Here is a 13,384-nt window from a genome sequence, read left to right as displayed (position 1 = left end):
GCCTGGCCATCGGGCGCTCTGCCTCCGTCCGCGCCGCCCCACCCCGACATCGAGCGGATCGCCGCGGTCGTCGTGGGCGTGCACCGCCTGGGCCGTCGTCGCGTGCTGGACCGGCGGGGTCCGGGCCGCGGGGTCCTGGGCACACTGGTCAGCGACCGGGTTTCGCGACCGCAGGTCAGCCCAGGCGCCCGAGGGCGAGCAGATCGAGCAGCGTAGGGCCGCCGACGTAGGCGGATACACCGCCGTCGATGGTGAGGCAGCTGCCGGTGACCAGCCTGGATGCGTCGCCGGCCAGGTAGACGGCGGAGTCGGCGATCTCCTCGGGAGTGCCCCATCGGCGCATCGGGACAGCGTGCATCAGTCCGGCGGACACCTCTTGGTTCTCGCGGACCTGCGCCGTCTCCGCGGTCGCGGTCCAGCCCGGGAGGATCGCATTGACCCGGACACCGGCTGATGCCCATTCCGCGCCGAGGGTCCGCGTCAGGGCGACGACGGCGGCCTTCGACACGGCGATCGTCGAACGGGAGGGAACACCGGCCACCGCGGCCACCGAGGAAACGTTGATCACCGATCCGGTGCCCCGTTGCAGAAGATGTGGCCCCACGGCCCGGCAGAAGTGCAGCACGGATTCGAAGTTGACTCGCATGTCTCGCTGCCATGCGTCAACCGGGATCTCCACAAAGGGGCCCGCGGTGGGGGTGCCGCCCGCGACGTTGGCGACGACGTCCAGAGGCCCGAGCGCGCGAATCGCCTCGGTGACAGCGGCATGGATCTGTTCCTCTTCGGTGACGTCGCAGGTCAGCACCACGGCCTGCCGGCCGAACTTCTCCACCTCGACGGCGAGTTCACGTAGGTCGTCGGTACTGCGCGCCAGGACGGCCACATCGGCGCCCGCCTTGGCGAAGGCACGTGCGATCGCCCGGCCGGTGCCGCGTGAAGCCCCGGTCACCAAGGCTTTCCTACCGTCGAGATCAAACCGAGAGGACACGGCACAGCCTTTCGTCTCGTTGAATTCCCTTGTCCGATTGCGAGTTGCGGCACTTTGCAGATACCGGCTGTGCGAAGCGTCGGCGGAAGACGGCGATACGGGCAAGCCCCGTTCCACTGTGCGGAACGCTTATAGCTCTCTGAAGAAAGGCCCATTCGCGGACGCGTTCCGCTCCCCGGAACGCCCGCTTGCCGGACGGCCGACGCACTTTACACACTTCACGCAGGCTGGAGAGAAAAGCCGCACTTCCGGAATGCCGCACAGAGGAAAGCAGACCCCGCAGACCTGTGCGGTAGGGCACCGCCCGGCGCGGAACACAGCCGGGAAGCGTGTGCGTGCGCTCCGGGCACACGCGATGGTTCGGGACGGGACCCACGCCGCGACCTGACCGACAACTACACAAGAAGGTGACGGCATGCCCCCGCACATGACGGCGCAGCACGGAGAGCTGCCCACGTTTCTCACCGAGTACGCGGCCACCCGCGGTGCGAAAAGGATCCTTCCCCGTTTTCTGGGTGGCCGCCCCCTGGCCACCGGGCGCATCGGCGAGGTGTGGCACGTCGCGGCGCAACGCAACCCGTCCCAACTGCTGATCGCCGACCGGCCGCCCGACATCGACCCCCAGGGCTCGTCGACCCGGACGTTCACGCAGTGGGCGTCGTTGGTCGATGAGACGGCCGCCTGGCTCTACGAACTGGGCGTGCGCGAGTGGGATCGCGTGGCCATCCTCAAGGCCAACCACTTCGACCTGCTGGTCATCTCGTCGGCCGCGGCGCGGATCGGAGCCATCCCCGCACCGCTGTCCGGTGTGTACGGCCCACCGGTGGGCGGCACGCCGATCTCCCACATCCTGCTCGGGCGCCTCGAGCGGCCGTTCCTGGTCACCGACCGGGCCCACCTCGAGACCTGCGCTCTCGACCCCGCCGCCGTCGCGCGGCTGACCCGGCGGACGGTGTGCGTCGATGACGTCGAAGGCCGCCGTGATCTGGTGGACCTGGCGAGCCTGCGGGGCGGGGCCGCGGCGGCCCCGCGGCTGCGGGCGCCGGACGAGCCGATGTGGGTGACCCATACCTCGGGTACCACCGGTGTGCCCAAGCTCGTGATGCATTCCGGTACGTCGGCACACGGCATGGATCTGGTCGAGGCCGAGCGCTGGCCGCTGTGGATGAACCCGCGGGACACCTGGGCGTTCTGCGACCCTTTCTGGCACGAGCGGGTGATGGCCAATCAGCTCACCGTGGCGACCATCGGGCTTCGCATGATCATGCTCTCCGACGCCACGTCGCCGGCGGTACGCCGACTGCTGACCGAGCACCGGCCCACCGTCGTGGAAGCCATGCCCAACATGTTCCTTGCCTGGGAGGACATGGCGCGCGACCCGGTCCGCCCGTTCGGCAACGTACGGCTGTTCCTGAACTCCTTCGACGCGATCCACACCCGCACCATCCGCACCTTCCTGGACGCCAGCGACCGTCGCGTACCGCTGTGGATCCAGGCCTGGAGCCAGACCGAATGCGGCCCGATCGCACTGCGGCCGTACTCGCGCCGGTCGGTCCGGCGGCGCGGCAAGCGACCACCGGTCAACCAGAATCTCGGCCGGCCGATTCCGGGGTACGGGAAGATCCGGGCCGTGGATCCCGAATCCGGGCGCCCGGTGCGCCGGGGCAAGGTCGGCCTCATCGAGTTCTCGCAGCCGGGTCGCTGTCTGGCGTACATCGGGGAGCAGGACCGGCACGAGCACAAACGTCACGGGGAGTGGTGGAACACCGGAGACCTCGGTGTGATCAACCGGTTGGGGACGGTCCGGCTGATCGACCGGGAGATCGACCAGATCGCCGGCGGCAGCGCCATCGAGTTGGAGGACGTCCTGCTGGACCGCCTGCCCCAGCTGACCGAACTCGTGATCCTGCCGGCTGCGAAGCAGCTGCCCGTCCCGGTCTACAGCGCCTCAGGTGACGTTCCCCTCGATCCCGACGAGTGGAAGCAAGCGGCCAGAGATCTGCCGGAGTTGGCGGCGCCGGTCCGCATCCGCTGGGAGGAGTTCCCGCGAACCGGCACATGGAAAATCGCCCGGGTCCGCCTGCGGGAGAGGCTGCTGCCCGATGTCCGGCCCGTCGGTACGGGCCGCTGGACTTGACCGGGCTGCCGAGCATGACACAGCACACGCTCACCGAACTGCTGGAGGCGGCCGCCTCCAGCACCGGCACCACAAGATTCCTCGGCCTGCCCTCGGGCCCGCAGGTCCAGCAGATTCCGTTTGCGCACCTGTGGCAGCGCTCCGAGGCCGCTGCCGCCTTCTTCCGGGACCTGGCCGCCCGTCCAGGGGAACCGGTCGGCCTGCTGATGGCCGCCTCTCCGGACTGTCTGACCGCGCTGCTCGGCGCCTGGCGGGCGGGACTGACCGCGGTCTCGCTCCCCCGGCCGGGCCGTGGCGTCACTGCCGCGGAGCACCGGTCCTCCCTGGCGGACATCTGCCGGCGGATGGAGATCGGCACTCTCGCCGTGCCCGGTGAGTCCCTCGGCCTGGTCGCTGGTTTGGCGCGGCATGTCGTCGACGTCGCCGCGTGTGCGCGGCACGGCCGGCGATGGGAGGCCACCGGCGCAGGCGACCTGGTGCAGTTCTCCTCAGGCAGTACCGGCACGGTCAAGGGCGTCCATCTGACCTCTGAGGCGATCGCTGCCAACGTCCTGGCGCTGCTGGACCGGCTGGGCGGCGCCGCGGAGGGTCTGGTGTGCTGTTCGTGGTGTCCGCTCTCGCACGACATGGGGCTCGTTGCCGCCACCTTGGCGACGTTGGCCGGAATGGGACAGCCCTGCGCCGCCCGGGAACTGACCCTCATGCCGCCGAACTGGTTCCTCCGCAGCTGGTTGTGGGCCTGTTCCGAGCGGTCGGCCACCGTGACCTGGACGCCGAACTTCGCGCTCGAGCTGGTGGCGCGATACATGGGCGTCGGCGGCGGGTCCGGCTGCGATCTCCGTGCGCTGCAGGCTGTCGTCGTCGGCGCGGAACCGGTCCGCGGGGAGAGCCTGCGCCGGTTCGCCGCCGCGATGGCACCGTACGGTTTCGACGAGACCGCACTGTGTCCGGGCTACGGCATGGCCGAGGCGTCGGTTGCGGTGAGCCTGGTGGCTCCGCATCAGCACTGGACGTCGGTGCGCGTCGAGCCGGCCGCGCTGGGTGAGCTGCGCTGGCAGCCGGCGGGGACCGGAATCGAGCTGGTCTCCTGCGGGCCTCCGGTGGCCGGTGTCCAGGCGCGGGTCCCCGGCGAGGTGGGCAGGGTCGAGCTGCGCGGCGACTGCCTGATGACCGGGTACACCGGCGATGCGGAGCCGCGCCGGGCCGACGGCTGGCTGGTCACCGACGACTTGGCGGCCGTTCGGGGCGGCGAGCTGCACATCGTGGGACGGGCCGACGACGTGATCCTCACCGTAGGCCGCAACCTCTACCCCGCTGATCTGGAGGCGACCGTCAGCGGGCTCCTGGCCGTCGGGCAGGACCGCTGCGCGGCCGTCGCGGACGGCGAGGGCGGATATGTCTTCGTCGTCGAGCGGCGGCGCAACGAGGGTCCGTCGTTCGGGAGTTGGGCGGAGGCGTGCCGCCTGGCCAGGCAAAGGCTGGTCGAACGGCACGGTGCCGGCCCATCGGCGGGCGTCGTCATCGTCGCCGGTGCCATGCCGCGCACCTCGAGCGGGAAACTGCGGCGAAAGCGCCTGCACGACCTTTACGTCCAAGGCCGGCTGCCGGTGGAGACCGCCGTGCGTTTCGGCGCCTTCCAGGAATGAGGATGTGAGGTCGTTGGTGCGCGACTGTCGGTACTCCTTGCCGTGTGACACCAGTCTGTTCACCCCGCTCCAGCTCCAGCCCGTCATGGCGGGCCGCATCGCCAACACGGCGGTCGCCCGCTGGCTCTGCGAGCATCTGGTCAGCTACCGAAGACTGCTGGCCGAGTACCGCACCGGTCTGGTGGTGTGGTCGGTCCGGATCTGCTACGAGCGTCCGCTGCGCTTCGACGACACCGATGAACTGCAGGTCAGGGTCGAAGGACGGACTCGTCAGGGCGGCCGGCAGGTGGAGTGGGAGACCTGCATCGGCGCCGGGCCGCAGCACGCCTCGGCGGTGGCGGTACGGGTGTACCTGGTGACGGTCCCCGTCCATCTGGACGGAGACCCCGCGCTGTCCGCACGGCCGGCACCCCTCGGGCCGGAGCTGCTCCGCCGGTTCCCCCAGGACGAGACCCTTGAGACACCCCGTCTCTCCCCCGTCCCCGGGCTCCGTCGGGACCTGGAGCGTGCGGCTCCTCCCCTGGCCCGGTCCGTCTCGCCGTTCTTGATCCACCGAGGGGCCTGCGAGGTGGCCGACCAGTGGGCCTGGACCGAGCTGGTCGCCCTGGCCGCGGCCGGCAGGGAGAGGCTCATCCTTGACCACGGAGAGCGCATCCCGCAGTTGCGCGCGGGCCTGCAGCATCCCGTACGCACCCTGGAAGCCCAACTCACCAGGCCCTGCTACCTGTTCGACCGGGGCGAGGTGACCAGCCGCTGCTGGCGCCGCAGCCCACGCATGGCCTTCGCCCACGTGGTGCGATCCCGGGGAAGCGACCACGCCGTGGTGGTGGAGCAATGGTGATTCCTGCCGCGTACCGGTCGTCGGCGGCTCTGGAAGCGGCGCTCGGCGACCCGTTCGATCCCGCCGCTCCGGTCCCGTACCGCAGCGTGATCGCGCTGGACGAGCGGGAGCAACGCCCGGACGAGGCGTTCAGGGTGGCCGGACAGTGGGGCATGTCCCGCCACTTGATCCCGGAGGGGGAAGGGGGACGGCTGACCTGCTTCGAGGAACTGCTGGGCCTGCTGCGGGTGCTGGCCCGCCGCGACCCCGTACTGGCCGTGGGGCACGCCGCGTCCCTCTTCGCCGGCCTTCCGGTGTGGATGTGGGGTACCGCGGCGCAGCGCGCTCTGGTGGCGGAGCGACTGGCCGCCGGCGAGTTCGGGGCCATCGCGATCAGTGAGGACCGGGCCGGCAGTGATCTGCTCGCCACCACGACGACGGCAACCCGCACACCGGCCGGGTTCCGGCTCGACGGCGAGAAATGGCTGATCAGCAACGCCACCAGGGGAACGTTCTGCACGGTACTGGCCCGCAGCGGGCAGCGCCTGGGACTGTTCCTCGTGGACAAGCGCTCCCTCCCGGCAGACCGGTTCCGGCACCTGCCGAAGGTGCCCACGCTCGGCCTGCGCGGCAACGACCTGAGCGGGATCGCCTTTGACCGCTGCGCGATTCCCGCCGCCGCGCAGGTCGGCGACAGCGGACGCGGCTTGGAGATGCTGCTGACCGCGTCGTCCTACATGCGCGTGCTTGCCTGTGGGGTTGCCCTGGGCACCGCCGACGGTGCCTTGCGCATCGCGGCCGCCTGGGCACGCGAGCGGAGACTGTACGGCCGGGACCTGCTGGCCCTGCCGCCGGTGCGAGAACTGCTCTCGGCGGCCTGCCTGGATCTGCTGACGGCGGAGTGCGTCGCGGTCTCGGCCGCCCGCGCGGTGACGCTCAGCGCGGACCGGGCCCGGTTGTGGTCCTCGGTCGCCAAGTACCTGGTGCCGCTGCTGTGCGAGAGAACGGTACGGAATGCGGCGCGGGTGCTGAGCGCCCGGTTCTATCTCCGCGAGCAGACGGCCTCGGGCATGCTGCAGAAGTTCGCGCGCGATATCCCCGTGATGGGCATCGTGGACGGCACCTCCATGGTGCAGCTGAACCTCATCGCCTCCGCACTGAGAAGCGTGGCCGCCCCGCACGCGAAGGACCAGGGCACTGTCCTGGACCTGACGAGCCTGTTCTCCCTTGCGACACCGGCGCCTCGGTGGCACCCCGGGCGCACCGGTCTACGGCTGCGGCCGGTCGCCCGGGACGAGATCACCCAGGAATGGGGCGGCCCCTGCCTCGAGGGCCGGTTCCAGATCTTCGAAGCCGAGCGCGCCGACCTCGCCCGACGGATCCACGCTCTGACATGGACGAACGGAACACCCCGTGCGGCGTTCGCCGTGGCGCGCCGGCACTGCCTCCTGCACGCGGCCGCCGCCTGCGGACACACCTGGGCGCACAACCGCCGGCTGCTGGATCCCGAACTCGCCGCCCCACAGTGGCTGGCCGCGTGCTGGGACCGGCTGCTGGCGATGCTCGGCCTCAGTCCCCCACAGCCCGCCGTCGCCGTTCCCGAAGACGACCTCGTGCACTGGCTCTCGCGAACCTGCGGCGAGGGTCGCTGGCCCTCGCTGCTCTCTCATCCACCGCCGATCAAGGGACAACGCCATGGACAGGCCAACGGCCGCGGCGGTGCTGCGGTCCGCTGACGCGGACCGGCACACACACGCCGCCGTCTACCTGCGCACACTGCTCGCCGGCTGCCTCGGAACCACACCTGACCACGTCACACTCGAACAATCGCTGGAAGCGCAGGGCTTTGATTCGGTGACCATCGCCGGTATCTCGGTGATCATCGAGGAGGACCTGGGAGTCCGCGTGCCGATCGCCGAACTCGCCAGGTCCGGTCTCGGGGAGCTCGCCCGTCTCCTGGCAACCGAGGTCCGAACGGGCGAGGGGAAGGTGGGTGATGATGCCCCTGTGGACCGACGACGATGACGTCGCAGCCCTGGTGCGCGACCGCTGGGGCGCGCTGCTGGCCAGGGTGAACACGGATGTGTCCGAGCGGTACGCGGCCGGTGAACCGCTGCCCCGTTGGTTCGCGAAGGCCGCGGCCGACACCGGGCTGACGTCGTTCGCACTGCCCCGCGAAGCCGGCGGAGAAGGCGCCGGTCCCCGAGCCTGGGGACGGGTGCTGGAGGAGATCGGCTATCTGTGCGAGGACGATGCGGTGCCCTACACGGTGAGCATGCAAGTGGGCATTGCCACCGCGCTGTTGGATGCGGACCGCAGCGAGCCGGCCCGGCGGTATCTGCCCCCGATCGTCGAGGGGACCTCGCTGGCGGCCCTGGCCTACTCCGAGGACGCGGACCCGTTCGCGCTGGTCACGCTGCTGCGCGGCACCAGCGACGGATACCTGCTCACCGGACACAAGACCCATGTCAGCGGCGCCGCCCTGGCCGACTTCTTCCTCACCTACGCCCGCGACGAAGACGGCGACATGAAGGCGCTGATCGTCGAGCGCGACGACCCCGGGGTGGAGTTCGGGCACACCGCGTCCGTGGGCCACCGCACCAACGGACCACGGACGTTGACCTTCCGTCACACCCCCATCCCCGCCGACCGGCTCGTCACCGCGGTGGACGGACTGGGCCATGCACAGTGCTTCCTCAACGCACGCCGCCTCGTGGCCGCGTGCGGACCGCTCGGACGGGCCAGAGCCCTCCTTGAACGGTGCGTGCACCGCTTGGCCTCCACCACCCGGTACGGGCGCCCGCTCTGCGAGATGCCCAACGTGCAAGGGGCGCTGGGGCGGATGTACATCGCCCTGCAGGCCGCGCAGGCCATGCTCCACCGCGCCTTTGACCGGGCCGAGACCGGCCGGTGCGATCCGCTCTTCGATCCCGTCATCACCGCCGCCAAGTACTTCGTGGTCGAGCAGGTGCGCTACGTCGCGGACCAGGCGTTCCGGGTGCTCGGCGGACATTCCTGCTACGGGGATCCCCGCTACGGGACGGCGCTGCGCGACTTCACCGACCTCGTGGTGGCCGCCGGCGCTCAAGACACCCTCGAAGTTCTGCTGGGGACGACCTCGATCTCGGCCTGCCACACCGCTTCACGAGAGGAAGCGCCATCATGATGTTGCAGTTCAGCGGTACCTTGCAGCGCTTCGTCGACTTCGAGCGCGTGCTCACCATCCCTGCCGGGACACTCGGGGAGGCACTGCGCTGGGCGGAGAGCCGTCATCCGCAGCTGAGGCAGGTACTGCGCGACAACAGCGGCAAGCTGCGCCGGACCCACCGGGTGGTGATCAACGGCGAACTGGTGCCCTCACCGGACGATGAACTCGCGCTGCGGGACGGGGACAAGGTGGAGATCCTCACCGCCATCGCCGGAGGCTGAACCGCTCCCCTCGCGGGCCGCCCAGGCCCTGGCCTCAGCCGAGGCAGCGCGCCGCGGCGGAAATGCCGAGCGCCGTCCTACGGACCTGGTTGACCATCGTCGTCACCCCGATGGCCGGGGAGCCTCCGGCGATCTCCACCGCGGCAACCACCCGGCCGGTGCGGCCGATCACCGGAGCGGCAGCGCAGATCACACCGGAGTTGTACACGGCGGTAAGGACGGCGACCCGGCGGCGCCGGATGCCGGCCAGGCACCGTTCCAGCCCAGCTCCCGGCGCGGCCCCCGTGCCGCCAGGCCGTGCGGCGCGGGCAAAGGCCAGCAGCACGCGTCCCGCGGCGGTGTGCCCAGCCGGTACCCGGTTGACGTCGTCAGAACCGTCGTCCACCCGGTCATGCCCATAGATCCGCTCGATGAACACCACGTCGTCGCCCACGAGAATGCACAGACTGACCATCTGGTGCGTCTTCTCGTAGAGCTCGACCAGATGGGGCAGAAAGCACCGCCGCGGCAGCGAGAGGGGTGCCCGGTCGGGTACGGGTGCACAAGCGGGGGACGCGGCCGGGCCGAGCAGATAGCCGAGGTCACCACGTCGCACGAGGCCGGCACTGCTCAACGAGGCCAGTAACCGGTGGACGGTGGTCTTGGGCAGGCCGGTACGGCAGGTAAGTTCCGCCAGAGACAAGGGAGTTGCCGCTTCGGCCAGTTCGGCCAGGATCACGCCGACCCTGCGCACGACACCGGTCACGGTCACCTGGGCAGTACGGTCCGGCAGTGCCGATCGGCACCGAGCATCGTCCGAGACTCCGGACGCCACGCGAAATGCCACGCGCACACACCTCCGGTATGGGGCCCTGGTGGACCGCCCGCGCTGATCACGATGTCGGCGACGGCTGGAGTCCGGCTCGCCTTGGGCGGTTCGCCCCGAGAGCCGTGGTGGGCAAGTGTGGGCTTCGGGCATCCACGTGCGGGAACCGGACCGGTTCTCTCCAGTTGACCCTCGCCCTCAAACGGAGACAACCCCTCCACAACGGCGCACGGAAGCATCCCGTTCGTCCAGGCCGCGGCCGCATCTGCTCACGGCCGGACCGCGGGACGCGCGCCTCCCGAGGGACCGTACGCGCCGGTGCCATACCTACCCGAGGAGCCTTGTACGCCGGTACGCCGTGCCGCGGGCAGACTGATCGTATTCCCCGCCGGTGTCGCAGCTGCTCGTCGTCGTGGCGAGGGCCCCGTGCTCACCTTCGCCTGAGCAGTCTTCGGGTGCCTGCTCTTCGTATGTGCAACCAGACTCACCAGTACGGGTCGCACGTGTCGCCGAGGCAACCTGGACTCAAACACCAGGGCCCATCATCTGAGACCGCATGTGTGAGCTTCTTGGTCGATTTGCCAAGCATTTGCCATTCGATTTACGCACGTACCCTCACGGATGCAGGATGCATGGTGACGAGATATGTATGCGGTTGTCGGAGGCCGAGGAGCTGACATGACAGCGCACTCGCGCTGACGCGCAGGGACAGCGCCCCTCCCCCTGATTCCTGCTCACAAGGCGAGGTAAGGACCCATGACCACACGCACCCAGGACGGCAGCGCCGGAGACGTGGACTACGGCGCCATCGGCTCCGGATACTCCGCCCACCGGCGGCCCGACGCCCGTATCGCCCAGGTCATCGCCGAGGCACTGGGCGGGGCCCGAACGGTCCTCAATGTCGGTGCGGGCTCCGGGTCGTACGAGAGCGCCGCGCGGTCCGTGACGGCCGTCGAACCGTCCGAGTCCATGCGTGCGCAGCGCCTCGCCCCGGCCGTTGACGCCGTCGCCGAGGACCTGCCCTTCGCCGACGGCGAGTTCGACGGCGCGATGACGCTCTTCAGCGTCCACCAGTGGAACGACGTGACGGCGGGCCTGCGCGAGATGCGGCGCGTCACCCGTGGCCCCGTCGTCGTCCTGACCTGCGACCCGAGCCTCGTGCGCGACTTCTGGCTGTACGGGTACGCACCCGAGGTCCTCGACACCGAGGCCCGCCGCTACCCGCCCGTCGAGGACATGGCCGCGGCACTGGGCGCAAACGTCACCGTCCGGACCGTACCGATCCCCGGGAACTGCACCGACGGCTTCAACGAGGCGTACTACGGGCGCCCCGAGATGCTGCTCGATCCGGCCGCCCGCCATGCCTGCTCGGCATGGAGTTTCGTCGATGACGGCGTCCGTGAACGCTTCGACCGGAATCTGCGCAACGACCTCGCCTCCGGCGCCTGGGACGAGCGCTTCGGGCACCTGCGCACCCAGCCGACCTATCAGGGGTCGCTCGTCATCGTGCGCGCGACCCCGTAACGAGGAAGAGGGACAGCACCATGGCAGTACCCGACCGTATGGACGAGCAGTTGCGCGCCCTTGGGCTGGTGGAGGCTCAACGCAGGGCCGCGGCCCTGTTCGCCGAGGTGGAGGCACGGGGACTGGTGGCGCCCGGATCCGGTGAGCGGGAGGTCAGCGACCGGATCCGGGACCTCGCGAACGAGATGTTCGGCATGACCAAGCACTGGCACAAGCGGATCATCCGCTCCGGTCCGAACACCCTCTTCCCGTACAAAGAGAACCCTCCGGACCGGATCATCGGCGAGGACGACATCACCTTCGTCGACTTCGGCCCTATCTTCGAGGAGTACGAGGCGGACTTCGGCCGCACCTTCGTCTTCGGCGAGGACCCCGCCAAGCACCGGCTCCGCAAGGACCTGCCGGTGATCTTCGCAGCCGGGCGGGAGGCATTCCGAGCCGATCCGGACATCACCGGCGGGCAGCTCCACGCCGAGGTGCGGGCGCTCGCCGCCAAGGCGGGCTGGACCCTCGGGGGCTGGCACGCAGGCCACCTGGTGGGCGAGTTCCCGCACGAGTCGATCGACGGCGCGCCGGCCGAGTCGTACATCACCCCGGACAACGACCACCCGATCCGCCGCACCGACCGGGCCGGCTGGCGCTGCCACTGGATCCTGGAGATTCACCTCATCGACGAACAGAACGGGTTCGGCGGTTTCTATGAGCAGCTGCTGGACCTGGCGTGACGCCGCAGGAGCCGGCGGCCGGTGCTCGGTGCCACCCGCTGCCCGGGTACGGCTCCCGCGCCGACTGCAACCCGGCAAGCTTGCGGCAACTCGACCTCTGACAAGGATGGTTGTGCTGGTTCATCCGGCCAGTGATCAGGACGGAACCGGGGCACAGGACCGTAGTGCGAGGCGGGCCGGCCCTTGGCCAGGCGCTGCCCTGGAGCAGGGACTCCGCCAGACCACCGCGGGCCCTGGGCTCATCACGCACCGGAGGACCGTCACGCCTGACTCCCCGCCGGCCACCCCACTCACCCTCGGCTCGCACTCTGGCATATGCGGCGCCCTACACGGCATCCTTGCGCATGCGCGGCCTGAAAGCGCCGCAATGGCTCGAATATAAGGAGCGGTGCGTGGCGGTCATCATCATTCACCACGGACCGGCCGAAGGCCCGTACGCCCTCGGTGTCGCCCTGGAGGCAGCCGGGCTGAACACCCAGACCTGCCGGACGTCGGCAGGCGATCGCGTGCCTGAGAGCCTCGCCGGAGTCGACGCCCTGGTAGTGACGGACGCCCCGGGGGCAGCCGGCTCCGACGAAGGCGCCGACACGACCCGTGCCGAACTGCAGCTGCTGCGCGCCGCCCTGGCCGCGGAAGTACCCGTACTCGGCATCGGCCTGGGCGCGGAGCTGCTGGCGCTCGCGGGCGGCGGAACCGCCCTACCCGCGTCTGCCGCGCAGACGGGCTGCCTGCCGCTCGGGGTCGCCTCGGCAGCGGGCACCGACCCGCTGTTCGGGGGCGCTCCGCCGCGGCAGTCCCGGGTGACTCGGTGGCACGGCGCCACCGTGGAGCTCCCCGTCGCGGCCGTGGTCCTGGCGTCGGACGACAGCCGCCACGCCCAGGCATTCCGCATCCAGGAACGGTGCTCGGGGTCGACGTCACCCACGCCATGCTCGCTGCGGCGGCCCGCGTCGGCCGTTCCGGCTCCGGGCAGCTGCTGATGGCCGACTGCGCCCGCCTCCCCCTCCCCTCGGCGTCGGTGCACGGAATTTTCGCGGCGGGGCTCCTGGACCACCTCGCCACCCCTCGTACCGCCTTGGGCGAGTGGGCACGCGTCAGCGCTGCCGGCGGCACGCTTCTGGTCTTCCACCCGTCAGGCAGGGCCGAGCGGGCCGCCCGCCACGGGCAGCACCTCAGCCCCGACGACCTTCGCGCCGAACCGAACCTGCGGCCGCTGCTGCACGCGACGGGCTGGCGGCTGACGATCTACGACGACGCCGAGCGGCACTTCGTGGCCCGCGCCGTCCGGGTGGGCTGAACGAGGTGTTCGT

At 70.4% G+C, this 13,384-nt stretch carries 12 protein-coding genes and 1 pseudogene; 11 read left to right on the top strand and 2 right to left on the bottom strand.

Features of this window, described 5'->3' with window-relative positions; genetic code table 11:
• Window positions 1-175: 175 nt before the first annotated feature.
• Window positions 176-988 carry an SDR family NAD(P)-dependent oxidoreductase gene (locus ACZ4S3_RS10680; protein WP_467930062.1) on the bottom strand — a complete coding sequence of 271 codons (813 nt, stop codon included), beginning with the start codon at window positions 986-988 and terminating at the stop codon, window positions 176-178.
• Window positions 989-1,403: 415 nt separating this feature from the next.
• Here ACZ4S3_RS10680 and ACZ4S3_RS10675 point away from each other — a divergent pair.
• From ACZ4S3_RS10675 to ACZ4S3_RS10645, 7 genes and pseudogenes are all read left to right on the top strand, one after another.
• Window positions 1,404-2,678: pseudogene (locus ACZ4S3_RS10675) on the top strand (AMP-binding protein); the annotation flags it as partial.
• Window positions 2,679-3,139: 461 nt separating this feature from the next.
• Window positions 3,140-4,771, top strand: coding sequence for an AMP-binding protein (locus ACZ4S3_RS10670; protein ID WP_467930060.1), 1,632 nt, complete (start codon window positions 3,140-3,142; stop codon window positions 4,769-4,771).
• Window positions 4,772-4,787: 16 nt separating this feature from the next.
• Window positions 4,788-5,612 carry an acyl-CoA thioesterase gene (locus ACZ4S3_RS10665; RefSeq protein WP_467930055.1) on the top strand — a complete coding sequence of 275 codons (825 nt, stop codon included), beginning with the start codon at window positions 4,788-4,790 and terminating at the stop codon, window positions 5,610-5,612.
• Window positions 5,606-7,327, top strand: a complete 1,722-nt coding sequence (locus tag ACZ4S3_RS10660) for an acyl-CoA dehydrogenase family protein (protein ID WP_467930051.1) — start codon at window positions 5,606-5,608, stop codon at window positions 7,325-7,327. Before ACZ4S3_RS10665 ends, ACZ4S3_RS10660 begins: the two co-directional genes overlap by 7 nt.
• Window positions 7,287-7,616: an acyl carrier protein gene (locus ACZ4S3_RS10655; protein WP_467930046.1), complete on the top strand. Its 330-nt coding sequence runs from the start codon at window positions 7,287-7,289 to the stop codon at window positions 7,614-7,616. Before ACZ4S3_RS10660 ends, ACZ4S3_RS10655 begins: the two co-directional genes overlap by 41 nt.
• On the top strand, window positions 7,591-8,757 hold the full coding sequence (locus tag ACZ4S3_RS10650; protein WP_467930042.1) for an acyl-CoA dehydrogenase family protein: 1,167 nt from the start codon (window positions 7,591-7,593) through the stop codon (window positions 8,755-8,757). The genes ACZ4S3_RS10655 and ACZ4S3_RS10650 overlap by 26 nt, the downstream gene beginning before the upstream one ends.
• A complete protein-coding gene (locus ACZ4S3_RS10645; protein ID WP_467930038.1) occupies window positions 8,754-9,020 on the top strand; it encodes a MoaD/ThiS family protein in 267 nt (88 codons plus the stop codon). Before ACZ4S3_RS10650 ends, ACZ4S3_RS10645 begins: the two co-directional genes overlap by 4 nt.
• Window positions 9,021-9,054: 34 nt before the next feature.
• Here the strand turns inward: ACZ4S3_RS10645 and ACZ4S3_RS10640 are convergent, their stop codons facing one another.
• Window positions 9,055-9,765, bottom strand: a complete 711-nt coding sequence (locus tag ACZ4S3_RS10640; protein ID WP_467930033.1) for an IclR family transcriptional regulator — start codon at window positions 9,763-9,765, stop codon at window positions 9,055-9,057.
• 816 nt (window positions 9,766-10,581) lie between these two features.
• Here ACZ4S3_RS10640 and ACZ4S3_RS10635 point away from each other — a divergent pair.
• The 4 genes from ACZ4S3_RS10635 to ACZ4S3_RS10620 all read left to right on the top strand — a co-directional run bounded on the left by ACZ4S3_RS10635 (window position 10,582) and on the right by ACZ4S3_RS10620 (window position 13,371).
• Window positions 10,582-11,349 carry a class I SAM-dependent methyltransferase gene (locus tag ACZ4S3_RS10635; protein ID WP_467930028.1) on the top strand — a complete coding sequence of 256 codons (768 nt, stop codon included), beginning with the start codon at window positions 10,582-10,584 and terminating at the stop codon, window positions 11,347-11,349.
• 20 nt (window positions 11,350-11,369) lie between these two features.
• Complete coding sequence (locus tag ACZ4S3_RS10630; protein ID WP_467930023.1) at window positions 11,370-12,074, top strand: M24 family metallopeptidase; 705 nt, start codon at window positions 11,370-11,372, stop codon at window positions 12,072-12,074.
• 392 nt (window positions 12,075-12,466) lie between these two features.
• Window positions 12,467-13,054, top strand: a complete 588-nt coding sequence (locus ACZ4S3_RS10625) for a glutamine amidotransferase-related protein (RefSeq protein WP_467930019.1) — start codon at window positions 12,467-12,469, stop codon at window positions 13,052-13,054.
• Window positions 13,003-13,371 (top strand): methyltransferase domain-containing protein, encoded by a 369-nt coding sequence (locus ACZ4S3_RS10620; protein ID WP_467930014.1) that lies wholly within the window; start codon window positions 13,003-13,005, stop codon window positions 13,369-13,371. The genes ACZ4S3_RS10625 and ACZ4S3_RS10620 overlap by 52 nt, the downstream gene beginning before the upstream one ends.
• Window positions 13,372-13,384 lie beyond the last annotated feature (13 nt).

It is taken from the genome of Streptomyces sp. NPDC028368 (assembly GCF_055565615.1).
This window is presented reverse-complemented; position numbering and strand designations above follow the sequence as displayed.